Origin of the sequence: Nocardia sp. NPDC051900, assembly GCF_044452545.1 — a bacterium.
GTDB classification, from domain to species: domain Bacteria; phylum Actinomycetota; class Actinomycetes; order Mycobacteriales; family Mycobacteriaceae; genus Nocardia; species Nocardia sichangensis.
In genome coordinates, this window is the sequence record NZ_JBITBU010000012.1 from 133112 (window position 1) to 157549 (window position 24438).

The 24438-nt window shown below is 71.1% G+C and carries 20 protein-coding genes; 13 read left to right on the plus strand and 7 right to left on the minus strand.

The annotated features are described in order from the left end of the window. Positions 1-5: 5 nt before the first annotated feature. Entirely contained in the window at positions 6-917 is a 912-nt protein-coding gene (locus tag ACIA5H_RS21815; RefSeq protein ID WP_397077175.1) for an SMP-30/gluconolactonase/LRE family protein, read from the minus strand. Positions 918-1024: 107 nt separating this feature from the next. Here ACIA5H_RS21815 and ACIA5H_RS21820 point away from each other — a divergent pair, with 107 nt between their 5' ends. The 5 genes from ACIA5H_RS21820 (at position 1025) to ACIA5H_RS21840 (ending at position 5015) form a co-directional block, all read left to right on the plus strand. After that, on the plus strand, positions 1025-1738 hold the full coding sequence (locus tag ACIA5H_RS21820) for an alpha/beta fold hydrolase (RefSeq protein WP_364432630.1): 714 nt from the start codon (positions 1025-1027) through the stop codon (positions 1736-1738). Between the two features lie 33 nt (positions 1739-1771). Beyond that, the gene (locus tag ACIA5H_RS21825; RefSeq protein WP_379254847.1) at positions 1772-2206 is read left to right on the plus strand and encodes a hypothetical protein; all 435 of its coding nucleotides are present in this window, start codon (positions 1772-1774) and stop codon (positions 2204-2206) included. After that, positions 2199-3509 carry a WXG100 family type VII secretion target gene (locus ACIA5H_RS21830; RefSeq protein ID WP_397077176.1) on the plus strand — a complete coding sequence of 437 codons (1311 nt, stop codon included), beginning with the start codon at positions 2199-2201 and terminating at the stop codon, positions 3507-3509. Before ACIA5H_RS21825 ends, ACIA5H_RS21830 begins: the two co-directional genes overlap by 8 nt. Beyond that, positions 3491-4327: an ESX secretion-associated protein EspG gene (locus ACIA5H_RS21835; protein WP_397077177.1), complete on the plus strand. Its 837-nt coding sequence runs from the start codon at positions 3491-3493 to the stop codon at positions 4325-4327. The genes ACIA5H_RS21830 and ACIA5H_RS21835 overlap by 19 nt, the downstream gene beginning before the upstream one ends. 163 nt (positions 4328-4490) lie before the next feature. Continuing rightward, a complete protein-coding gene (locus tag ACIA5H_RS21840; protein WP_356967238.1) occupies positions 4491-5015 on the plus strand; it encodes a gamma carbonic anhydrase family protein in 525 nt (174 codons plus the stop codon). Here ACIA5H_RS21840 and ACIA5H_RS21845 read toward each other — a convergent pair whose 3' ends face one another. Then, positions 5016-5639 (minus strand): phosphoribosyltransferase family protein, encoded by a 624-nt coding sequence (locus tag ACIA5H_RS21845; protein ID WP_355077273.1) that lies wholly within the window; start codon positions 5637-5639, stop codon positions 5016-5018. Positions 5640-5651: 12 nt separating this feature from the next. Continuing rightward, positions 5652-6506 (minus strand): carbon-nitrogen hydrolase family protein, encoded by an 855-nt coding sequence (locus ACIA5H_RS21850; RefSeq protein ID WP_397077178.1) that lies wholly within the window; start codon positions 6504-6506, stop codon positions 5652-5654. A 62-nt stretch (positions 6507-6568) separates the two neighbouring features. Between ACIA5H_RS21850 and ACIA5H_RS21855 the strand changes: the two genes are divergently transcribed. Then, complete coding sequence (locus ACIA5H_RS21855; protein ID WP_379254843.1) at positions 6569-8359, plus strand: DEAD/DEAH box helicase; 1791 nt, start codon at positions 6569-6571, stop codon at positions 8357-8359. A gap of 116 nt (positions 8360-8475) precedes the next feature. Next, complete coding sequence (locus ACIA5H_RS21860; RefSeq protein ID WP_397077179.1) at positions 8476-11853, plus strand: AAA domain-containing protein; 3378 nt, start codon at positions 8476-8478, stop codon at positions 11851-11853. Here ACIA5H_RS21860 and ACIA5H_RS21865 read toward each other — a convergent pair. Both ACIA5H_RS21865 and ACIA5H_RS21870 read right to left on the minus strand, forming a co-directional pair. Continuing rightward, a complete protein-coding gene (locus ACIA5H_RS21865) occupies positions 11823-13001 on the minus strand; it encodes an amino acid deaminase/aldolase (protein ID WP_397077180.1) in 1179 nt (392 codons plus the stop codon). The genes ACIA5H_RS21860 and ACIA5H_RS21865 overlap by 31 nt on opposite strands. A 43-nt stretch (positions 13002-13044) precedes the next feature. Then, entirely contained in the window at positions 13045-13527 is a 483-nt protein-coding gene (locus ACIA5H_RS21870) for a TetR family transcriptional regulator (protein WP_356967229.1), read from the minus strand. Between the two features lie 415 nt (positions 13528-13942). On the opposite strand from ACIA5H_RS21870, the gene ACIA5H_RS21875 reads away from it, so the two are divergent. Continuing rightward, the gene (locus tag ACIA5H_RS21875; RefSeq protein ID WP_355077283.1) at positions 13943-14689 is read left to right on the plus strand and encodes a tyrosine-protein phosphatase; all 747 of its coding nucleotides are present in this window, start codon (positions 13943-13945) and stop codon (positions 14687-14689) included. A 7-nt stretch (positions 14690-14696) separates the two neighbouring features. Here the strand turns inward: ACIA5H_RS21875 and ACIA5H_RS21880 are convergent, their stop codons facing one another. Both ACIA5H_RS21880 and ACIA5H_RS21885 read right to left on the minus strand, forming a co-directional pair. After that, positions 14697-15932: a class I adenylate-forming enzyme family protein gene (locus ACIA5H_RS21880; RefSeq protein WP_397077181.1), complete on the minus strand. Its 1236-nt coding sequence runs from the start codon at positions 15930-15932 to the stop codon at positions 14697-14699. A gap of 92 nt (positions 15933-16024) precedes the next feature. Beyond that, complete coding sequence (locus tag ACIA5H_RS21885; protein WP_355077286.1) at positions 16025-16819, minus strand: enoyl-CoA hydratase/isomerase family protein; 795 nt, start codon at positions 16817-16819, stop codon at positions 16025-16027. 38 nt (positions 16820-16857) lie between these two features. On the opposite strand from ACIA5H_RS21885, the gene ACIA5H_RS21890 reads away from it, so the two are divergent. The 5 genes from ACIA5H_RS21890 to ACIA5H_RS21910 all read left to right on the plus strand — a co-directional run bounded on the left by ACIA5H_RS21890 (position 16858) and on the right by ACIA5H_RS21910 (position 24352). Further along, entirely contained in the window at positions 16858-17883 is a 1026-nt protein-coding gene (locus tag ACIA5H_RS21890) for a glutathione S-transferase family protein (protein WP_397077182.1), read from the plus strand. A gap of 138 nt (positions 17884-18021) precedes the next feature. Beyond that, a complete protein-coding gene (locus tag ACIA5H_RS21895) occupies positions 18022-18753 on the plus strand; it encodes a hypothetical protein (RefSeq protein ID WP_355077290.1) in 732 nt (243 codons plus the stop codon). Then, complete coding sequence (locus ACIA5H_RS21900) at positions 18750-19736, plus strand: ABC transporter ATP-binding protein (RefSeq protein WP_397077183.1); 987 nt, start codon at positions 18750-18752, stop codon at positions 19734-19736. The genes ACIA5H_RS21895 and ACIA5H_RS21900 overlap by 4 nt, the downstream gene beginning before the upstream one ends. After that, positions 19733-20515, plus strand: a complete 783-nt coding sequence (locus ACIA5H_RS21905) for an ABC transporter permease (protein ID WP_397077184.1) — start codon at positions 19733-19735, stop codon at positions 20513-20515. The genes ACIA5H_RS21900 and ACIA5H_RS21905 overlap by 4 nt, the downstream gene beginning before the upstream one ends. Positions 20516-20566: 51 nt before the next feature. Continuing rightward, complete coding sequence (locus ACIA5H_RS21910; protein ID WP_397077185.1) at positions 20567-24352, plus strand: ABC transporter ATP-binding protein; 3786 nt, start codon at positions 20567-20569, stop codon at positions 24350-24352. The last annotated feature ends 86 nt before the right edge of the window (positions 24353-24438 follow it).

The following is a 24438-nucleotide window of genomic DNA, read 5'->3' on the forward strand; positions in this document are numbered from 1 at the left end:
CGACCTCAGCGCGAGAGCTGGATTCGGAGGAGAGCGCCGGATTCCGTGCTCGCCGTCAATTCGTCCGGACGGCCGGGGACGGCGGCGACCGCGGTGAGCGGCTGGCCGTTGAGCACGGCGCAGGTGACGCCGGTGGTCGGATCGACGCGGATCAATTGGCCGGTGAGGGTGGTGACGTAGAGGATGCCGCTCGGATCGGCCAGAAGATCGTCGGCGAAATCCGGGAGACCGGCCAGTTGCGAGGACAGGTCGGCGACGGTGCTGCGGGACGCGGGCGCGTCGAGCGGGACGCGAACGATCCGGCCGAGCGGGCCCCCGTTGGCGGTCACGTAGAGCACGCCGTCGTGCACGACCGCGCCGTTGGCGGCCAGTCCGGCCAGCGGCGCCGCCCACTCGGTGTCGAGGGAGGCGTCGGGACGGACCTTGATCACGCCGGAGAGGGTCGCGACGTACAAGTTGCCGCTCGGGTCGAACGCCGCGCCGTTGGGCATCGTGAAGCCGGAGACGAAGACCTCCGGCTTCGGCACGGCCGCCGCCGGATCGAATCGGAGCACACCGCCGGGACGGACGACGCTGACCGGCGCGTCACCGTAGACCACGTACAGCAGTCCGTCGGGACCGAGCCGCACCGCGCCGGGGAACTCCACCGGAACAGTCGCTGTGAGGTTGCCAGCGGTGTCGTAACGCTGCACCTCATTGCGGTAGAGCCGCGATACCCACAGATTGCCCTGCGCGTCGTAGCCCAGGTTCTCCGCCCAGTCGAGCACCGGCACTCGCGCCGCGACGGCCGTGACCGCCACCGCGGGGTCGCAGGCGGCGATGGATGGCGCGGCGCCCGCGCCGGGCGCGAGCACTCCGGTGAGGGCCAGCGCCACGGCGGACAAGAGGAAGGCGCCTCGACGGCGGAGAGTTCGCAACGCGGGCACCTCGGGCTCCGGTAGGTATGAGTCGCCGCGGATCTTAACCGTTTCGGCGCGGAATCGTGCGGTCCCACCCGCGACACGATCTTTGGCACTATCGGTGGATGCCATTCTTCGACGGCGCGCGCGGCCGGATGCACTATCGGCGGTGGCCGATCGAACACCCGCGTTACACCGTGGTCCTGCTGCCCGGAATCGGCCAGCACAGCGGCCACTACCACCGCTTCGCGCGCGGTCTGCGCCCCGCCGGTGAGGTATGGGCGCTGGACACCGCCGGGCACGGGTTGAGCGAGGGCGATCCGGAACGGCCCGGCACGCTCGCCGAGCTGGTGGCGGACGCGGTGCGGCTGGTCGAGCTGGCTCGCGGCGACCGGCCGCTGATCCTGATGGGCCACTCGCTCGGCGCGGTGACCGCGCTGGGCATGCTCGGGGCCGCCGTGCCGGAGTCGGCCGATGCCGCAACGGGTTCGACGGTGCTGGACCGGAACTATCCACTGCGGCCCGCCCTGCCCTCGGACGCGCTGGCGGGCCTGGTGCTGTCGGGCGTCCCGAAACGCGCGCTGGGCGGCGGTGCGCCGGGCGCGCCGGGAACGCCCCTGCCGCAGCGTCTTCCGGTGCTCGCGGTGCATGGCGTGGACGACCGGCGCGCGCCGATCGATGCGATCAGGGTCTGGACTAGCCGCCACGAATCGGTAGATTTACGGGAGTACATCGACGCCGGGCACGACCTGCTGCACGAGCCGGTGCACGCGCGGGTCACTGCCGACATCGCGGATTGGATGCAGGGTGTCGTCGTGGGGTTGGCACGACATCCGTAACCGCACTTCGGACGAGGAAGGGGGACGGCGCAGATGCCATCGCAAGAGAACGGGTTCGGCGGAGAGCCGCGCGCGGAAGTCACCGCACCCGGCGTCGACATCGCCGCGCTGAACCGAGCGGTAGACGACGGCTCGCTGTGGATCGACGGCCTCCTGGTCGCCGACGGCGCGCACGAACGGTGCGCGCGCCAGTACGAGTTGCTCGCCGATCGGGTCGATGAGCAGATCCGCATCCTGAGCGCCGCCACCGCGCTGCCCGGCTTCGGCGGATTCGCCTCCGGCGACGCGCTGCGCGCCGGTTTCGAGCGCAAGGCCGACGGCGCGATCACCCGACTGAACGAATACGCCGCCGCCGCACGAGAACTCGCCCAGACCTTCCGCGCCGCGGCCGCCGTCTACCAGCAGGCCGACGAGGCGCTCGCGCAGGCGGTCGAACGGGTCGACGTGACGGGAGTCGCGCATGCGTGAGATGCCGCGCGCCGGGGAGCGGGCCACCCACCGGCGCACCGACCCCGCCTACGCGCCGAACGTCGAAGTGTTCGACAACCTCACCCACGACGAGATCCACGCGAAGGTCCAGTTGCTGAACCCGGCCGTCCTCGCGGGCGGCGAGCAGGCGTGGAGCGACGCGGCGGCGCACCTGGCCGACGCGGTCTTCCAGGCGCACACCGAGATCCGCGCGGCCATCGCCGACGGCTGGCGCGGCTCCGCCGCCAAGAGCGCGGACGCGGTGGTGCGCGTCTTCGAACAGAGCGGCCAAGACCTGGCCGACGTGTTCGCGGTCGTCTCGCAGCGCCTCGGACAGGCGAGCGACGCGGCGGAGGCGCTGCGCGCCGCGGTGACCGAGCCGTCCACCGGCGCACCGGATCTGGGGGCGGCACTGCTCGATCCGTCCCGGGCGACCAGCAATGTCGATGGGCAGAAGGCGAGCGAGCACGCCCGTCAGGACGTCGTGCGCGCGATGAACGACATCTATGCGGGGGTTTTCGTGCGCACCGGCACCGACGTGCCCGCGTTCCCCGACGAATCGGATCAATCGGCCGCCCCGGCTCCCACCGCCACGCCGACGAGCAAGATCGTCGGGACAACCCAGGTCGCACCCGACGCGCAGCCCACTTCGCTCGGGACGCACGCGCCGAAGCCGATCCACACGGTGGAGCAGAGCGTCTCGGCGACGTCCACCGATTCGACACCCGCCGACGAGACGCCCGCCACGTCCGCCGCCGCTGCCGCCGTGCCGACGACCGGCGCCGCGGTCGCGGACGAGACACCGGCCCCGGCCGCGCCACGAGTCGCACCCGCCGCCACGGCGGCGCTCTCGACGGTTGCCGCCGCCTCGGTTCTCCGCACCGCGCCCCCCACCGGATCGCCGGGTCCGGCGACCGCGCCCGCCTCGGCGACGAGCGAGCCGACGACGCTGCCCGCCGTGCCCGGCGTCGGCGGCCAGGTTCCGTCCGAAGAGCAGCGCAAGCGCGACGAGCGGCGAAAGCACGACGACAGCTCCGACGCGGCGGTCACCGGTCTAGGCGCCGGAGCGATGGGTGGCCTGATGGGTGGTGCGGTGGCCGCCGTCGACACCCCGCGCGGCGGTTCGAGTGTGGCCGCGAACGCCGCGAGCGCACGCTTGGCGCCGATCGATGACGAGGACGACGAGTTCGACCTCGATGATCTCCCCACGTTCCTCGAGCCCTCCGACGACGGCGGCGAACTCATCGGGTCGCTCGATCCGACCACACCGCCTGTGCTCGGCGAATGGACCGAGTACGAGTGAACTGGACGCTGACCCCGGATCAGTTCGCGCTGGCCTGGTCACGCACCGATGGGGATCGCATTCCCTATCCACTCGCCGTGCGCCTTTCGGCGCGCGACACCGCGGAACGCACCGCGCAGCTTCCCGCGCTCGATCGCTGGTGCGATCAGGTGCTGGACGCGGATCTGGAAGCGGCGCTGCGCATCCTCGCCCAGCCGGACCTGCGCGTCGAGGTGTTCGGTCAACGTGACGCGGCGCCAGAACCGCCGTCGCGCGAGAACGGTGGACCACGCCCACCGGCGATCGACACCGGGCGGCAATCCGAGGCGCGGCCGATCCGTATCCTCGGCGCCGCCGCCGGGAACATCGCGGTGGTCGCCGCGCAACGCCCCGGTGCGACCCCCGATCGCGGCGGCGACGTGCGATTGTTCGCGGGCAGCTCGAAAACCCTGTGCCCGCGGATCGTCTCGATGCTCCCGGAGAACAATCCCGGCATGCTGCCGCGCCTGACCGCTCCCCTGTCCCAGGTCGGCGAGGACAGCCGCAACCTGGTCACCGTTCCGGTCGCGGGCCCGTCTATTCCGTCCCGGATCCGCAAGCTGCTGCGGCAGCCGCGTGAAGGCATCGGCCAGATGGTCGTCTCCGCGCGCCGCGGCGTGGGCGAACCGCGCCCGTTCGGCGTGCTGTGCTGGATCGACGTGGTCGCCGACGGCCGATACGCGGTGCGCACCGGCACGGACGTCGACGTCGTCGCGGTGACCGCCGAGCGTTTGGCCGCCCAGCTGCGACCGCTCGTCGCCGCGGCCGCGCGCACCTCGACGGCCTACGCCGGGCGCTGAGCGGCGCGCAGACCCGACGCGAGTCCGACCCCGGCCCGGCACACCGACCGGCCGCGACGATCGGGGCGCGCCACCCCTGTCCGCATCGGATCCGTCGCTGAGCCACGCGGCGGATGCCCGACACCGCTCCGGTTGGCGCCACGGGACCATTTACGGTGTTCGAGTGCCACTCTACGAATTCGAAGGCAAACGTCCGCAGGTCGACCCGACCGCGTTCGTCGCGCCGACGGCGACCCTGATCGGCGACGTCCGGGTCGAGGCGGGCGCCTCGATCTGGTACGGCGCGGTGCTGCGCGCGGACCTGGCGCCGATCGTCATCCGGGAACGCGCCAACATCCAGGACAACGCGGTGCTGCACGTGCCGCCGGATGTGCCGATGGAGATCGGGCCCGGCGCGACGATCGCGCACAGCGTGGTGTTCCACGGCGCCGCGGTCGGCGCCGAGGCCATCGTCGGCAACGGGACCACGGTGCTGGACCTGGCCAAGATCGGGGCGGGCAGCATGATCGCCGCCCACTCGCTGGTGCCACCGGGGGCGGAGATCCCCGACGGCGTGCTCGCCGCCGGTTCCCCCGCCGAGGTGAAACGGCCGATCGAAGGCACCCAGGCGCAGATGTGGGTGCGGCTGAACCCGGGCTTCTACGCGGACCTGGCGCAGCGCCACCGCACGGGCATCACCGAGGTCTGATCAGCACAGCAGCGCGGTGACCTCCGCGTCCTCGAGCTGGTGGAAATCGCGGTACGCGCCGCCGACGCCGCCGAGCGAGCGCGGCACCCACGGGCAGACCGCCTCGTCGGCCTCGTCGGTGACCCGGCGCATCGCCTCGGTCGAGGAGACGGGGACGGCGGCGACGACGCGCGCGGGCCGGTGCAGGCGCGCGACCCGGCAGGCGGCCACGACCGTGGCGCCGGTCGCCATACCGTCGTCGACGATCACCACCGTGCGACCCGTCAGCGGGATCGGCCGCGACGCACCGCGCAGCACCTGCCTGCGCCGCTCCAGCTCGGCCCGCTCCCGCGCCTCGATCGAGTCGACCTTCTTGGGCGTTATCCCGGTGTGCGCCAATACATCCTGATTGAGCACCCGGACCCCGTCCTCCCCGATGGCGCCCAGCGCCAGCTCGGGCTGCCACGGCACACCCAGCTTGCGGACCAGCAGGATGTCGAGGTCACCGCCGATCACCGCACGCACCGCGGCGGCCACCGGAACTCCACCGCGCGGCAGCCCGAGCACCAACGGGTCCGACGCGCGTAGGTGTTCCAGATGCGCACCCAGCGCGTGACCGGCCGAGGTCCGATCGGTGTAGACCATCGATTCCGAACGCTACTCCGGTCCACGCTCGGTGATCGCGAATCGACGCAAGGCGAGACTCGGGTTCGCCGTGCGCACCTTGCTCAGGTACGCCAGGTCGATTCCGGCGGTCAGCACGCCCGGTTCGTCGCCGAGTTCGGCGAGCACCGCGCCGGCCGGGTCCACGATCATGGACGCGCCCGCGCCCCGGGGAGCGGCCTGGTCGGCGGCCGCGACGTAGACGGTGTTCTCGATCGCCCGCGCCCGCACCAGCGTGCTCCACTGGTCGACCTTGCCCGGTCCCGGGATCCACTGGGCAGGCAGCAGCAGCACCTGCGCGCCCGCCGCGGCGACCCGGCGCACGCCCTCCGGGAAACGCAGATCGAAACAGGTCTGCATGCCGAATGTGATATCGCCGACGGTGAAGGTGGCGGGCGCCTCGATCGCGCCCGGCTCGACCACATCGGATTCGAGGTGGCCGAAGGCGTCGTAGAGGTGCACCTTCCGGTACCTGGTGACGAGGGAGCCGTCGGGCCCGAGCACGACGAGAGTGTTGCGAATGCGCTCGCCGCCTGGCGCGACCTGTTCCACCGTCCCGGCGACCAGGAACACGCCGAACTCGCGGGCAATCGCGCCGAGGCCGGTGACGAACGGGCCGGTCAGCGGCTCGGCGACGGCGACGACCCGCTCATCGAGCCGGGTCACGGCGAACATCGAGTATTCCGGTGCGACGACCACGCGCGCGCCACGTTCGCGCGCCGTGCGCACGTGTTCGCGCACCGCGGCGAGGTTCTCCGCGGGGGCGGTCGAAGGGGCGAACTGGACGACCGCCACGTCCAGCTGATCCGGCATCGCGTCCCGGTGCGCGGGCGAGTTGTCCAGTTGCATAGGTCTCACCGTATTGGGGCGGTGGCCGGGACGACCAGCAGGAGGCAGTAAACTCCTGGTCAATGAGCACCAATCAGGTCGACAGCGTTCCTGGCGACGACGACAGGGACATTGACGGCCCGTCCTTCGCCGATCTGGGCATCGATGACCGCATTCTGGCGGCCATCGCCGATGTCGGTTACGAATCGCCCTCGCCGATCCAGGCCGCGACGATTCCGCCGTTGCTCTCCGGCGCCGACGTCGTCGGTCTCGCGCAGACCGGCACCGGCAAGACGGCCGCGTTCGCCATCCCGATCTTGATGGGGCTCGAGGCCACCGGTCGCAGCCCCCGCGCCCTCGTGCTCGCGCCGACCCGTGAACTCGCGATCCAGGTCGCCGAGGCGTTCGGCCGCTACGCCGCGCACATTCCCGGCCTGCACGTGCTGCCCATCTACGGCGGGCAGAGCTACGGCGTGCAGCTGTCGGGGTTGCGCCGCGGCGCGCACGTCGTGGTCGGCACGCCGGGCCGGGTGATCGATCACCTGGAGAAGGGCACGCTCGACCTGTCGCAGCTGCAGTATCTGGTGCTCGACGAGGCCGACGAGATGCTGAAGATGGGCTTCCAGGAGGACGTCGAGCGGATCCTCGCCGACACTCCGTCGGACAAGCAGGTGGCGCTGTTCTCCGCGACCATGCCCGCCGCGATCCGCAAGATCTCCAAGCAGTACCTGCACGATCCGGTGGAGATCACGGTCAAGGCGAAGACCTCGACGGCCACCAACATCACCCAGCGCTGGGTGCTGGTGTCGCACCAGCGCAAACTGGACGCGCTCACCCGGGTGCTCGAAGTCGAGTCGTTCGAGGCGATGATCATCTTCGTCCGCACCAAGCAGGCCACCGAGGAACTCGCCGAGAAGCTGCGCGCCAGAGGCTTTTCCGCCGCCGCCATCAACGGCGACATCGCGCAGAACCAGCGCGAGCGCACCATCGGCCAGCTCAAGTCCGGCGCCCTGGACATCCTGGTCGCCACCGACGTGGCCGCGCGCGGGCTGGACGTGGACCGCATCTCGCACGTGGTCAACTACGACATCCCGCACGACACCGAGTCCTACGTGCACCGCATCGGCCGCACCGGCCGGGCCGGGCGCAGCGGCGAGGCGCTGCTGTTCGTCGCGCCGCGCGAGCGGCATCTGCTCAAGTCGATCGAGCGGGCCACCCGCCACCCGCTCACCGAGATGCAGCTGCCGAGCGTGGAGGACGTCAACGCCCAGCGCGTCGCCAAGTTCGGCGACGCCATCACCGAGAACCTCACCTCGTCGAATCTCCCGCTGTTCCGCAAGCTGATCGAGGATTACGAGCGCGAGCACAACATCCCGCTGGCCGACATCGCCGCGGCGCTGGCGGTGGGCTCCTACGACGGCGACAACTTCTTCATGGAGCCCGAGCCGGAGCCGGTGGAGCGCCCGCAACGCGACCGGACTCCGCGCGAACGTCCCGCTCGCCGCTTCGACGAGGACCGGCAGAGCGCCTCGCACCACCGTGCCACCGGAACCGAGCTGGCGACCTACCGGATCAGTGTGGGCAAGCGGCATCGCGTGGTGCCCGGCGCCATCGTCGGCGCCATCGCCAACGAAGGCGGCCTGCGCCGCAGCGACTTCGGGCACATCAGCATCCGCCCCGACCACAGCCTGGTGGAACTGCCCGCGCAGCTGCCGGATGAAACGCTGGAAGCGTTGCGGCGCACACGGATCAGTGGCGTGCTCATTCAGCTGCAACTGGATCAGGGTGCGCCGCAGCATCGCACGTTCAGCCGCGGCCAGCGCCGGGAGCGCGAGGGCGGCAAGCGGCCGGAGCGCCGTAAGCCGCGTTCCTGAGCCGGGCAGGGTACGTCGAGGTCAGACGCGCTAGCTACAGTGTTGCGGTCCGTGTGTAATTCGGCGCACGCCTGCAGCGGGTGTCCCGCGAAGACACAGGAGGGCCGCGTTTGTTCGTGTTCGGTGATCGTGTCGTCTGCACCGCCGTCGATCTCGTCCGCGCGGCGCACTGCGAGTTCGCCCTGCTGCGCGCCCTCGACGCCGAACTCGGCACCATCCCGGCCGACCCCGGCAGCGTCGTATCAAGGTACGAACCCGCTCCGGGAACCGATGACGTCCGTCGACGCCTATTCGACGACTACCGCGCGCGGTTCGGTGGCGCGGTGGTCGAGATCGACCGCCCCCCGGACGAACCGGGCGAACCCGGCCGCCATGTCGCGGCGTTGACCGCCGCGCACGCCGACACGGTCGCCGCCCTGCGCTCCGGCGCGCACGTGGTGCACGGCGCGACCTTCTTCGACGGCCGATTCCATTGCTCCGCCGACTTTCTGGTGCGAGCCGAACATCGGGTCCGCTACACCGTGCACGGCATCGCGTCCACGACCGCCGATCGGGTGGCCGCCGCGCTCGAACTGGCCGCCTGCGCCGAGGCACTCGACCATTCGGGCGCGCTCACCGCACCGCTGGTCCGGCTGCATCTCGGCACGGAGAGCAGCGCCGGAGCGCTGAGCGAACTGCTTCCGCTGTATCGGGCGCGCAGGAGCCGGGTGGAGCGCATCGTGGACGAGAAGCTCGGCGAACTGCTGCCCGTGCAGTGGGGCGATCCTCGTTATCTCGCCTGCGGCCGCTGCCGCACCTGCGTCGATGCCCTCTCCGCCGCGCGCGACCTGCTGCTCGTGGCCGGCATGCCGCCCGCCGCTCGCGCCCGGCTGCGCGAAGCGGGGGTGAACACCATCGATCGGCTGGCCACCACCGAGAGCTCGGTGCCCGGCGTGCCGCCGCGCACCGTTTCCGCGCTGCGCCGCCAGGCGGAAACCCAGCTGCGCCGCGAAGTTTCGGGCGAGCCGACCTACGCGGTGCTCGACGCGACCGTGCTCGGGGCGCTGCCGGCGCCTTCCCCCGGCGATCTCTCGCTCACCGTCTCGGGGGGCGGACGGACTCCGCTCGTCGTCGAGGTCGGCGGCCCGGACACGGTGCACCTCTCGTTGCGCGGACCGAGCGGTTCGAGCGAGCCCGGCCGCGCCGCGGCCGCCGAACGCCGCGTGCTCGAGCAGGTGCTCGATTACCTGACCCAGCGCCGCCGGATCGATCCGGACCTGCACGTCTACCACTACTCCGCGGCGGTGCGGACGGCACTGCTGCGCTGCACCGGACGGCACGGGGTCAACGAGGAACTGGTAGACGAACTGCTGCGCGAGGGCGTTCTGGTCGATCTGTATCCGATCGTCCGCGGCGCGCTGCTCGTCGGCGAGTCCTCCTACCGGCTCGGCGGCCTGCGCCGACTGCTTCCCGGTACGACCGATCCGGCTGCCGTGGAACACGATTGCCACACGGTGCTGCGGTTGCGTGACTGGCTGCTCGATCGCGCGGCCGAGCAACGCATCGCCACCCGGACCCGGACTCCGGACACACGGTCCACCTCAGCGGTCGCCGGCGAGCCCGCACCGCCGTCGTCCCGGCCGTCGTCGCTGGAGGCCGCGCTCGCGGAATACGCCGCAGCGCAGGGCGATCCGCTGCATCCGGCCGCGTTGATGGCCGCGACGCTCGGCTACCACCGGCGCGAGCGGCAGCCGCTGTGGTGGGCGCACGCCGACCGGCTCAGTCATCCGGTGGAGGAATGGGCGCAGGCCCCGGGAGTGCTGGTCGCCGACTGGGGCACCGTCGACACCAAGTGGCATCGCCGCCCCGACCGCCCGGGGATGCGGCGCTATCTCACCTTGACCGGACGGATCGGCACCGGTTCCAGCGGCGCCCCCGGCCCGAGCGCGCTGACCCCGGGTACCGCCGTCTACACCTTCTACGATCAACCGATGCCGGCCGGCATGGTGACCGATGCGGGGCAGCGGGCGACCGCTACCGCGACGGTGCTCGGCTGCTCGGTGGACGCCGAATTCGACGACACCGTCCGGCTGGAGGAATCGCTGCCGGAGGGCTGCGAACCCTACGACGAACTGCCCTCAGCGATCGCGCCGGGCCTGCCGGACTGGGATGAGAACGCCGAACTGGCGATCGAACTCGCGGCGCAGCAATTGCTGATGACCTTGCCGGAAACGCCGCGTACGGCCGTGTTCGACATCCTCGCGCGCCGCCCGCCCCGGCTGCACGGCGACGTCCGGTTGCCCGAGGTGCACGGCGACTACGCCGCGGCGATCACCGCCGCGCTGTGCGCTCTGGATCACTCCTACGTCGCGGTGCAGGGTCCGTCGGGCACCGGGAAGACCGCGACCGCGGCCCGGGTGCTGGAGCGGCTGATCACTCGGAACAAGTGGCGGATCGGCATCCTCGCGCAAACACCCGCCACCGTGGAGAACCTGCTCGACGCGGTGGTGCGGGCGGGTGTGCTGCCGGAACTGGTCGCCAAGAAGGACGCGGCGACCGTCGCACCTGAGTGGGTGGTGATCGACGCCGCCCGCTACCCGCGATTCCTGGACAACGCGATCAGCGGCTGCGTCCTCGGCGGCGAACCGGCCGATTTCGCGAACGAGGATCTGGTGCCCCGCGCGGGCCTCGACCTGCTCGTGATCGCCGACGCGGGCCGCTTCCCGCTGGCCGAGACGGTGTCCGTGGCGGAGTGCGCGCGCAATCTGTTGCTGCTCGGCGACCCGGTGGCGTCCACCGCGCGCGGCGCCCATCCGGCCCCGGTCGGCGAATCGGTGCTCGGCTGGCTGGCGGACGGACGCCAGACCTTGCCCACCGAGCGCGGCTACTTCTTGGACCGCACCTGGCGGATGCACCCGGCGGTGTGCGAACCCGTCTCCCGCCTGTACTACGACGGCCGCCTGCGCGCCAACGAGACGGTCACCCTGGCCCGGAAACTGCACGGCGAGGACCCCGGGGTGGACACCGTCCTGGTGGACCACTACGGCAACGCCACCGAGTCTCCCGCGGAAGCGCGCGAAGTGGTGCGCCGGGTCCGCGCGCTGCTCGGCATGTCATGGACCAGCGGCGCGACCACGCGCAGGCTGCACCCCCACGACATCTTCGTGGTCGCTCCGTACGCCGCTCAGGTGGGACGCATCCGGACGCTGCTGGCCCGCGCGAAGATCGAGGACGTCCTGGTGGGCACGCCGGATCGCTTCCGCGGCCGGGAGGCGGCGGTGGTGCTGCTGTCCATGACCACCTCCTCCCCCGCCGACGCGCCCTACGGCATGCCGTCGCTGCTGTCGCGCGGGCTGATCCACGCGCTGTGCCGGGCCATGTGGAAGGCGATCGTCATCCGCTCACCGCTGCTCACCGAATACCTGCCCGCGAACCCGGACGAACTCGCCGATCTGGGCGCGTTCCTTCGGCTGACCGGCGCGGGTCAGCCGAAGCAGGCGCCCTCGCCCCGATAGGTCGGCGCGCTGACGCGGGAGCCGTCCTCGTCGACCACATGCACGGTGTCGAATCGCTCGCACAGTTCACCGGCCTTCGCGTGCCGGAACCACACCCGGTCGCCGATCCGCAGTTCCGCGGCGCCGGACAGCGGGGTCTGCACTTCGCCAGCGCCCTCGGTGCCGATCAACTTCAACCCGCGCGGCCACACCGGTTTGGGCACCCGCGACCGCCCTGTGGGGCCGGAGGCGATGTACCCGCTCGCGAAGACGGTGGCGATGTCGGTGGCGGGACGCCGCAGCACGGGCATCGCGAAATACAGCGACGGTCTGGGCGTGAAGGACAGGTAGCCGTCGAACAACGTCGGCACGTACAGCCCGGACCCGGCGGTCACCTCGGTGACGTCCGGATCGGCGACGCTGACCTCGATGGATCCGCTGCCGCCGCTGTTGACGATCTCGAGTTCGCCGGTCACCGACCGGACCGCGGCGAGCACCTCGGCCCTGCGTTTGCGGATCTCTGCCGCGGACGCCCGCTTCACAAGGCGCACAGCGAGATTGGCGTCCGGGAGCCCCGCGATCTGCGCCTCGTACGTCATCACGCCCACCACGTCGAAGCCGCGCCGCCGGGCCTCGCCCGCGAGCGTGGCCGCTTGCTGCGGCGTGTGAACAGGGGAACGCCGCACGCCCAGGTGCAGCGGGCCGATCCGCAGGGAGGCGTCCACGTCGAGGCAGACACGTGGCCGCACGCGATCGGAGCCGACGGCGGCGCGGATCAGGTCGAGTTGCGCGGCGTCGTCGATCATCAGCGTGATGGAGCGCAGCGCGATGTCGTCGGCCGCCAGTTCGGCCAGCGCGGCGCGGTCCACGCTCGGATAGCCGAGCAGGACATCGCGCGCCCCGTGGCGCACGAGCCAGAGCGCCTCACGCAAGGAATAGGACATGATGCCCGCGAAGCCGCCCGCCGCGGTGAGATCGGCGCCGAGGACTTCGGCGAGCACGGCACGGCAGCGCACGGATTTGCTGGCCACCCGCACCGGTGTGCCACCGGCTCGCCGCACCAGATCGGCGGCGTTCGCGCGCAGGGTGGACAGGTCGAGGGCGGCCAGCGGCGGGTCGAGTTCGGCGGTGGCCGCATGCAGCCCCGCGATCGGCGACGTCTCGGTCACCCGGACAACTCAACCACCAAGTTGGTCAAACGTCCAGTATTTGTCAGAGCTCCGCGGCCTTGGCGGCCAGCCCGCTGACCATCTCGTCGAGCACCACCAGCATGGTCTCGTCGTTGCAGTCGGCCAGCCAGCGCAGCACCGTGCCCTGCACGATCGACACGACATTGCAGGCGATCGCCTCCACCGGCTCCAGCCACTGGGTTCCGGACAACTCGGCACACATCTCCAGGAACGCGGTGACTTCCGCGTCTTTCTCCTGGTAGAACTCCGTGGCGATCGGATCGGGGAAGCAGTCGGCCTTGACCGCCCAGCGGGCGCGCAGCGCCTGCAGGGTCATCTCATACGACCTGATCTGCTTCTCCGGTGTGGCCTTGACCAGCGGCCAGTAGGCGCTGACTCCCGCGTGCAGCAGCACGCGCAGCGCGCGGAGACCTTTGTAGTCGACCGTGGCCGCCGCCGCTTCGACCGCCTCGATGACGGCGGGTCGTAGCCGGATTTCTGTTATCACTTCTCCACGTGCGCTCAACGACGACTCCCTCTCGGCGAAAGAACTCACGCACCTCGTCGGCGCGACTCGCTGAACAGGGCGGGCAACATCGGGAAACACCTGGGCTGCCCGGTCCAACATTCACCAATGGTAGAGCGTTTCCGGGGTTTGAGAACGGGTTCGATGGGTAATTTCAGACTGAAAGAATGTTTTGTTACCCAACCGCGATCGGTATGCGATCAGGCCGTGTCACCCGGAAATCGCGCTATGACGGTGGATCTCGGCGGTGCTCGGCCACTCGGCAGACCGTTGACAACGGTACGGTCCTGGTGCCGAGCAGCCCAAATCCTGTGGCGAATCCCACAGTGGAACCTCTCAAAACGGTCAGCTTATCGTGGGAGGCTCGATCCACTACCGACACCAGTTCGTTCCGCGCTGCGGATAGCCTGGATCGGTGACTCTCTCGCCCCCCGCCGACCAGTACTTCCTCTCCGGCACGTTCAATTTCCGCGACACCGGCGGGCTGCGCACCGACGACGGCGCCAAGGTCCGTCCCGGCGTCCTGCTGCGCTCGGCGCAACTGAGCGGACTCGACGACGCGGGCCACGCCGCGCTGCGCGACCTGGGCGTCAGCGCTGTCCACGACCTGCGCGGACAGCGTGAGATCGACCACATCGGCGCCGACCGGCTGCCCGCGGACGTCCGGCTGAGCATCACCCCGTTCGACTCGCGCATGGCCGAGGCGCCGCCACACGAGGCGACCGCGCAGACCGCCTACACGCACATGCTCGAGGTCTACCGGATGTTCCCGGCACTTCCCGAGGCGCATGCCGCCATCGCGTCCCTCGCCGAGTCCGTCCTGCGCGGCGACGGCGCCGTGCTGGTGCACTGCGCGGCGGGCAAGGATCGCACCGGGTGGGCCGTCGCCACGCTGCTGCGCGCGGTCGGCGTCACAGAGACCGACGTGCAGGCCGACTACCTGCTCAGCAACGGCGCGGTCCCGGCGCTGCGCGCGCTCATGACGGCGAAGCTGCTCGGCGGTGAGGAACTCTCCATCGACCTGCTCGGCGTGCGGGAGGAATACCTGGACATCGCCACCGCCTCGATGCGCGAGTTGCACGGCGGCCTGGACGGCTATCTCGCGACGATCGGACTGACGCCCGACCTGCTCGGGCGGCTGCGCGAGCGAATGCTGGAGTGAGACAAGGTCACTCGACGGGCACCGGTTCCCTGCGCACCAAGCCGTCTTCGTCGATCGTCACCTGATCGCCGGTGTGGAACCAGGTGCCGGTGAACCGCGCCGCGGTCGTGGTCGGGTCGTCCCAGTAGCGCGGGGTGACATTCGGCCCGCGGCACAGCAGTTCGCCGTGCCCCGCCGTCGCCCGCGGGCCCCACAGCGCCAATTCCGTTCCGCCGAACGGGAAACCGAGTACCGCGGCGGCTTCGGACGAGTCCGCTCGCTCGGCGTCGTCCACCGCGAGGCCGATACCGCTGGTCTCGGTCGCGCCCCACACCGACCACTGCCGGGCGGCGGGGAACACGCCGCGCAGTTCGGCCGCGAGGGCGGCCGGAGACGCGGCGCGATGACCGGCTTTACTGATCCGCGCGATGCCCTCGGTGCGCAATCCGTCGGAGCGCAGTTCCGCGAGCCGGGGCAGCAGGCCCGCGAAGATCCGCGGCGTCGCGGAGACCATGTCGACGCGCTCGGCGGTGACGGCTTCGACCATGCCTCGGGTGTCCCGGGTGAGCACCACGGTGCCGCCGACGGCGAAGGTCGGCAACAGCTGATCGACACAGCCGCCCGCGTGCGCCAACGGCAACAGCACCAGGTTGCGCAGGCCGTCGGTCGGCAGGTCCAGCGCCGCGACCACCGAACGCACGGCCGACAGCAGGTTCTCGTTGGTCAGTTCCACACCCTTGGGCGTGCACGTTCCGCTCGTGTAGCACAGCAGCGCCAGGTCGCCCAGTGCCGCGCCGTCATCGATATAGGCGGCGCCGTCGGGCAGCTCGGTCTCGGCGCCCTTGCCGCCGAGCACGAAATCGGCACGGCTGTCGGCGATCACGCGCTCGGCCACCGACTCCGGGAGCCCGTCGTGCACCAGTACCGGTACCGCTCCGCTGAGCAGTGCGCCGAGGAATGCCTGCACCCATCGAGCGCCGGTGGGCAGGTGGACGGCGACTCGGTCCCCGTATCCGATGCCGTGCTCCTGCAAGCCGCCCGCGATGCGGGAAGCGGAGTGCCACAGCTCCCGGTAGGTCAGGCGCGGGCCGCCGACCTCCACCACGGCTTCGCGGCTCCCGAACGCGTGCACCTGAAGATCGAGTAGTTCGGTGAGCGCGGGTGTGAGGTTTCCGTAGCGCAGCACCCCGTCGGCGCCCCGAGCTAGCGGGTTGTCCCAGACGTGCGGGCCGGCGAGGGGATATTCGACGAGCAACTGCGACATTCGTCCTCCGCGTGCCTCGAGTTATCAGGCACTGCGACTATATGACGCATGTCACAACTTCGCTGGAATAGGCGATGAACGTGTCCTAGCTGTCACCGGCCCGCGTAGCGCGCCTTCCCCGGGCCCTGCTCGAGGAAGCTGCGCACACCGCCCTGCAGATCCTCGGTGCCGAACAGCTCGCCGGACACCTCCGGCGTCACCGAATCCGCATGTGCCACACCGCCGGAACGCCAGGCCTCGATGATCTTCTTGGTGGCCGCGTTGGCTTTCGTCGGGCCATCGGCCAGCCGGTGGGTCAGCGCTCGCGCCGCGGTGTCCAGGTCTTCGTGCACGGCGTTGACCACGCCCCACTCGGCCATGGTCGCCGCGTCGTAGAGGTCGCCGGTCATCACGAACTCGCGGGCCCGCCCCGAGCCCGCGCGCTCGGCGAGACGCTGCGGGCCGCCCATCGACGGGGTCAGCCCGACCACGATCTCCACCAGTCCGAACTTCGCCTTCGGCGCCGCGAGCAGGATGTCGCAGGCGAGGGCGATCTCGAAGGCGGCGGTCAGGGTCAACCCGTGCGCGGCGAACACCACCGGGCACGGCAGCGCCTCCAGCGGATGGATGATCTGCGCGAACAGGGTGCGCCACAACTCGGCGCCCTGCTCGGGCGTCAGGCCGTCGAAGACGTGCACGTCGACGCCGCCGGAGACCACCTTGCCCTCGGCGCGCAGCAGCACCGCGCGCGGCGGCCGCGCCGACAGCTCGGCGATGTCCTCGACCAGCGCGTCCAGCATCGACCGGTCGAAGAGGTTGAGCGGCGGATGGGCGAGCGTGAGGGTCGCCACCTCCGCTCCGCCGTCGGTGACGTCTCGTTCCAGACGGGTGGCCTTCGTTTCACTCATCCGGTCAGCGTACGAGGTCGATCTGGAAGACTGTCGATGTGACCAAGTCGGCCAGCAAAACCGGTTCCTACGTCGAGCCCGGCGCGTTCAAACGCGACACGAACTACATCACCACCCGGATCACGGCCGACGGCCGCGACGGTTACCCGGTCGAGCCGGGGCGCTACCGGCTCGTCGCGGCGCGAGCCTGCCCGTGGGCCAATCGAACGCTGATCGTGCGCCGCCTGCTCGGACTGGAGCCGGTGCTCTCGCTCGGCTTGTGCGGACCCACGCACGACAAGCTGAGCTGGACCTTCGATCTGGATCCCGGTGGTGTCGATCCGGTGCTCGGCATCCCGCGGCTGCGCGACGCCTACCTGGCCAGGTTCCCGGACTACCCGCGTGGCATCACGGTGCCCGCCATCGTGGACGTGCCGACCGGCCAGGTGGTCACCAACGACTACGCGCAGATCACCCTCGACTTCTCCACCGAGTGGACCGCGCACCACCGGCCCGGCGCGCCGCAGCTGTACCCGGAGCCGCTGCGCGCGGAGATCGACGAGGTGAACCTCGCCGTGTTCCGCGACGTCAACAACGGCGTCTATCGCTGCGGATTCGCCGGTACGCAGGACGCCTACGACGCCGCCTACGACCGGCTCTTCGCGCGGCTGGACTGGCTCTCCGAACGCCTTGCCGCACAACGGTATCTGGTCGGCGACACGATCACCGAGGCCGACGTCCGGCTGTTCACCACGCTGGCCCGCTTCGACGCGGTCTACCACGGGCACTTCAAGTGCAACCGGACCAAGCTCGCCGAGATGCCGGTGCTGTGGGCGTACACGCGCGACCTGTTCCAGACCCCGGGCTTCGGCGACACGATCGACTTCGGGCAGATCAAGCGGCATTACTACGTGGTGCACCGGGACATCAACCCGACCGGGATCATCCCCAAGGGCCCCGACCTGGCGAACTGGCTGACCCCGCACGGCCGAGAAGCTCTCGGCGGCAGGCCGTTCGGCGACGGAACCCCACCTCCCCCTCCGGCATCGGGCGAACGCGTGCCCGCGATCCACGCTTCCGCGTAAAGACGCACCCGCCCGGGTCGAAAGCGAGGCAGCCGCCGGTGGAACCGATGCGGCTGGGTACTTCGTTGTCATGACGAGCTGACGGCAACCGGTGCCATACAGTTCTACCCAGCAGACCGGAAGAGGAGGATGCCGCCGATGCTCAAAGGCGCGTTCGAGAAGACGGTGGTCGAACTGCTCGACACCGGGTCCCGCCTGCAGGCCCCCGCGGTCGCCAAGTACGTGGACCGCATTCGCCGCTCCCACCCTGGTGAGAGCCCAGCACAGATCGTCGACCGACTGGAGAAGCAGTACCTGCTCGCGGTGACCGGCAGCGGCAGCGCGGTCGGCGCGACCGCAGCCTTCCCCGGCGTCGGCACCGTCGCGGCCATCGCCGCGGTGAGCGCGGAGACGACCTTCTTCATGGAGGCGTCGGCGGTGTTCACCCTCGCGGTGGCCTCGGTGCACGGCATCACGCCGGAAGACCAGGAGCAACGCAGGGCGCTCGTGCTGGCGGTCGTGCTGGGTGAGAGCGGCATGCAGATCGTGCAGAAGAGCGTCGGCACCTCCGCGAAGAACTGGGGCTCGGCCTTCGCCAACCGCATCCCCGGATTGTCGAGCATGAACGATTCGCTGCTGAAGCGGTTCATCATCCGGTTCATCACCAAGCGCGCGGCGCTGATGGCGGGCAAGGTACTGCCCGCAGGCATCGGCGCAGTGATCGGCGGCGCGGGCAACCGCGCCCTCGGCAAAGCCACGATCACCAACGCGCGCAAGGCATTCGGGCCGCCGCCCACCACCTGGCCGGTCGACCGCCATCTGGTCATCGAGGCCGATCCGCTCACCGCGATCGACCCGGCGAAGCCGCGACCTCCGGCCACTCCGCGATGAGCGGGACGCGGCCGATCGCGTTCGCGGTCCGGGGACTGACCAAGCAGTACGAGCTGGCGACCGCCGTGACGGACGTCAGCTTCACCGTGCCATCCGGCACCATCGCCGCACTGGTGGGCCCGCGCGGCGCGGGCAAGACCACTATCTTGCGGGTGCTGCTCGGCCTGCTCGCTCCCACCTCGGGCACGGCGTCCGTCGGCGGGCCCGGTTCCCGGGGAAACACCGCGGGCTCCGCGAACGTGATCGGCGGCGTCCTCGCGCCACGCGGACTGCATCCGACCCGCACCGCGCGCGAACACCTGTGGGTCTACGCGGCCGCGGCGAACGTCGTCGACAGCCGGGTGACCGAAGTGCTCGAGCTGGTCGGACTGGACGAACACGCCAGGACGAAGATCGGCGCCCTGTCGACCGGGCAGCAGACCAGGCTTGCCCTCGGCACCGCGCTGCTCGGCGACCCCCCGCTGCTGGTGCTGGACGAGCCGATGGACGGACTCGACCCCGCCGAACGCGGCTGGCTGCACGACTTCCTGCGCAAGCACGCCCGGCGCGGCGGCAGTGTCCTGCTGACCAGCGAGAGTCTCGGCGCGGTGCTGCCCGCCGCGGACCAACTGGTCGTGCTGAGCGAGGGCGCGGTGGTGTACCAGGGCACTCCGGCGCGCTTGCGGCGCGGGCATCCGGACCGGCTGGTCGTCGCCGCGTCCACCCCCATCGCGCTGGCCACCACGCTTGCGGCACAAGGATTCACGGACGCGGTGATCCGGCCGGACGGCCGCCTCGCCGTCGCCGAGGCGAGCGAAGCGCAGATCAGGACGGCGGCCACCGCGGCGCAGGTGCGGATCGATAGCATCGTGCCCGACCCGATCCACCCCGACCGCGTGCTCGCGTCGCTGACCAGACCCATCGCCGCGCCCGCGCCGCACTACCCGGGCCTCTCCGCGCCCGCCCAGCCACCCTCGCCGACGCCCTACGGGATCCCACGATGATCGCCATCCTGCCCACGGACCTGGTGCCGAACGTCAACTCCGAGGTGCGCAAGGTCGTCACCATGCCGCGCGGCCGGACGCTCGCCGCAGCACCGATCGTCGTGGCGCTGCTGGCGAGCGTCGCGTCGGCGAGCCTGGCCGGGCCGCCGGATCCGCGCGGCCAGCCCGCCACCGGCGCCGCGACGATCGGACTCTACTTCGGCCTCGCCTTCGTCGTGCTGGCGACGGCGGTCTTCGGCGCGCTGGCGACCGGCGCGGAGTACCAGTACCGCAGCATGGCCGTGACCACGCTGTTCAGCCCTGACCGCGACCGGCTCGCCGCCGCGAAGTTCCTGGTCATCGGAGGCTGCGCGCTGGCCGCGGCGGTCGCGGTGGAACTGGTGTCGGCCGGCGCGCTGTTCGGCGTGGGGCGCGGCAAGGTCCCGGTCACCGGGGAGTTCTTCGCGGTGCTCGGCGGCGGGCTGCTCGCCGCGGTCTGCTGGTCGTTGATCGGCGCGAGCGCGGGCATCCTGCTGCGGTCCTCGACCAAGGCGGCGGCGCTGCTGCTCGGCTGGAGTGTCGTCGCCGAGCCTTTGATCTGGCTGATCGCGCGCGGTCTCGGTATTCCGGGCGTGGTCACCCTGCTGCCCGTCTCCGCCACCGTCGGCACCGTGGCGGTCGGTTCCTATCCCGACAGCGACTTCCTCGCACCTACTCCGGCCGCCGTGGTGGTCCTGCTGCTGTGGACCATCGGCCTGGGCGCCGCGAGCTGGTGGAATCTGCGCACCTGCGATCTGTGATCCGAGGACCCGCCGGGAACAACGACTTGTCGGCCGGTGTCGGTACCGTCGATGACGAACGCGGTACGACGAAGGGGACGGGCGAACGACGTGGACGGGGGATGCAGTCCGGGCTGGATACGGAGGCTGTGGGCCGAATGCCTACCGCACCGCGCGGTGCTGGGCGGCCTCGCCGCCGCGGTGCTCGGCGGGGCGATCGTCGAGACAGCGGGGCCGCTGCTGACCAAGCGGGCCGTCGACGCGGCCGGGATCGGTGACACGGCCGCGATCAGCATGGTCGCCGGGCTGATCCTGGTAGTGGCCGTGAGCCGGTCCGGGGCCGGATTCGGACGGCGCTGGCTGGCCGGGCGGCTGTCCTTGGACGTGCAGCACACCCTGCGGGTGCAGCTGCTCGGCGCACTGCAGCGGCTCGACGGCGTCGGTCAGGACACCCTGCGCACCGGCCAAGTGGTGTCGCGATCGATCACCGATCTGCAGCTCGTCCAAGGACTGCTGGCCATGGTGCCGCTGTCGGGCATGGCGCTGCTGGAATTCGGGCTCGCCGCCGCGGTCATGCTCTGGCTCTCCCCGCCGCTGGCCGCCGTCGCGTTGCTCGTGGTGCCCGCGGTCGGCCTGGTGGTCTACCGCATGCGGCCGCGCCTGCACGCGGCGACCTGGTCCGCGCAGCAGCGTGCCGCCGATCTGGCCCAGCACGTCGAGGAGACGGTCACCGGGGTACGGGTGGTCAAAGGCTTCGGCCAGGAAGCGCGGATGGTCGACCTGCTGGAGCGGCACGGTCGCAAGCTGTTCGCGGAGCGGATGCGCGCCGCACGGATCGACGCGCGCTTCGCGCCGACCGTCGCGGCGATCCCGCAGCTCGGGATGGTCGCGGTCATCGCGCTCGGCGGACTGCTCGCGCTGCACGGCAGCATCGGCATCGGCACCTTCGTCGCGTTCGCCGCCTACGTCGCCGTCATGACCGGCACCGCGCGCATTCTCTCCTCGGTGATCGTCATGGCGCAGCTCACCAGGGCGGCGGCCGAGCGGGTCTTCCAAGTGATCGACACCGCCCCGGTCATCGCCGATCCCGAACGCCCGGTCGGGCTGCCGGACGGCCCGCTCGGCATCGAGCTCGATGCGCTGAGCTTCGGCTTCGATCCCGAGCGGCCGGTGCTGCGCGAACTGGATCTGCGCGTGCGGCCCGGCGAGACGGTGGCGGTCATCGGTCCGGCGGGCTCGGGCAAGTCGACGCTCGCTCTGCTGCTTCCGCGCTTCTACGCGCCGGACGCGGGCCGTATCCGGCTGTTCACCGATCCCACCGCGCCGCACGCGGGCGCGGTCGACGCGATCAAAACCCCGACTTCGCGCGCCGGGACCCGAATCGGCGAGGCCGTCGACATCGCCGACGTGCGCGCTGCCGACCTGCGCGCCGCCATCGGCGTCGTCTTCGACGATCCGTTCCTGTTCTCCGACACCATCGCGGCCAATATCGCGCTCGGGCGACCGGACGCCACCGACGAGGAGATCAGGCAGGCGGCCGTCCAGGCCGCGGCGGACGAATTCATCGCCGAGCTACCCGACGGCTACGACACGGTGGTCGGCGAGCGCGGCCTCACCCTCTCCGGCGGCCAGCGTCAGCGGATCGCGCTGGCCAGGACGCTGCTGGCCCGTCCGCGCATCCTGGTGCTCGACGACGCCACTTCCGCGGTGGACGCGGTGACCGAGGCGGCGATCTTCGACGCGCTGCCCGACCAGGGCGGACGGACCACGCTCATCCTCGCGCACCGGGAGTCGACGCTCGCCCACGCCGATCGCGTGATCCGGCTGCCCGCGCCCGCCGGGCACCCCGCTCCCGAGCCGGACGCGAGTTCGGCCACGGGCAGGCGAGTCGGCGACGGATCCGCCGGCCGTCGCTTCGGTGCGGCGGCGGCCGACATCAGCGAGACGCCCGAGCTGCGCCGGACCATCGAGCGACTGCCACCTGCCACCGAGCAGCCGGAGACGGACAGCGAACGCATTCGCGAGCCGGATCCAGGTTTCCGGCTCACCCGCCTGCTGCGTCCCGTCCGCGGGCTGGTGCTGACCGTGATGGCGCTGCTGGCCGTGGACGCGGCGATCGCCATCGCGTTCCCGCCGCTGGTGCGCTACGCGATCGACGGCGGCGTGCTCGGCGACGACGCCGGAGCACTCGTCCGAGCGACACTGCTCGGCGCGGTACTGGCCGCGGCGGGGTTGGCGGTCGGCGCGGCCACCACGCTGCTCACCGCGCGCACCGGGGAACGCGTGCTGTTCGCCCTGCGGGTGCGCAGCTTCGCACACCTGCAACGACTCGGCCTGGACTACTACGAGCGCGAACTGTCCGGGCGGATCATGACGCGGATGACCACCGACGTCGACGCGCTGTCGACCTTCCTGCAGACCGGCGTGGCCACCAGTCTGGTCGGGCTCCTGACGCTGGTCGGCATCACGGTCGCGCTGCTGGTCATCGACGTATCGCTGGCTCTGGTCGTGCTGGCGACGGTGCCCGCCCTCGCGATAGCGACGGTGCTGTTCCGGCGGGTGTCCTCCGCCGCCTACACCGTGTCGCGCGAGCACGTGTCGGCGGTCAACGCCGACTTCCAGGAGAACGTCACGGGCTTGCGCGCGGTGCAGGCGAACCGGCACGAGCCGCGCGCCGCCCGCCGCTTCGCCGAGTACTCGCAGCGCTACCGCAACAGCCGGTTGCGGGCGCAGCGGGCGATCGCGCTGTACTTCGCGTTCGTCGTCGGATGGGCGGACGTGGCGCTGGCGGCGGTGGTGTTCTTCGGTGCGCGCGAGGTCGCCACCGGTGCGACCAGCGCGGGCACACTGGTCGCGTTCGTGCTGTATCTGGAGCTGCTGTTCGTGCCGATCCTGCAGCTGTCCCAGGTCTTCGACAATTACCAGCAGGCCAGGGTCGGGCTGCGCCGGATCGGTGACCTGCTGCGCACCCCCTCCTCGATCGCCGCCGACCCGGCCGACCCGGTGACCATCGGACCCGCGCTGCGGGGTGACGTGGCGTTCGACGACGTCCGTTTCCACTACCCGGGAAGTCGCGTTCCCGCGCTGGACGGTGTGTCGCTGCGCATTCCGGCGGGTTCCAGCCTCGCTCTCGTCGGCCCGACCGGCGCGGGCAAGTCGACCGTCGTCAAGTTGCTCGCGCGGCTGTACGACCTGCGCCCGGATTCCGGCGAGCGCACGCGAGTGCCCGCCGCAGCTCCCGGCGCGATCAGGGTGGACGGCGTCGACGTGCGCGACTATCGCCTCGCCGACTACCGCTCGCGGCTGGGCATCGTCCCCCAAGAAGCTCACCTGTTCACCGGCGACGTGGCGAGCAACATTGCATTCGGGAAACCATTCGCGACCCCCGACGAGATCGCCGCGGCGGCTGCGGCGGTGGGCGCGACGGACATGATCGCCGGCCTCCCGCTCGGCATGCAACAACCCGTCGGCGAGCGCGGCCGGGGCCTGTCGGCCGGGCAGCGGCAGCTGATCGCGCTGGCCCGTGCCGAACTGGTCGCTCCGGACTTGCTGCTGCTCGACGAGGCCACCGCGACGCTCGACCCGGACACCGAGGCATCGGTGCTGGCAGCGAGCAGATCGCTGAGCCGGGACCGCACCACGGTGATCGTCGCGCACCGGCTCGGCACCGCCGCGCGCGCCGACCGGATCGCGGTGGTCGACCACGGGCGGATCGTGGAATTCGGCGAGCATACGGAGCTGCTCGCCGCAGGTGGGCCATATGCCCGGCTCTGGGCAGCGGCACAGGCGTCGGAGGGAATATTCTCGGGTGACGCCGGGTCATCACCAATAGGGTCGGGGGTGTCGGGTGGTCAGTGAATCGGCCGATTTGCTGCTGGGCCTATCCTCAGATAGGGCGCATCGGCGCGCAATCCGCTGATCCCCGTGCCGGGCACGTCACAAAC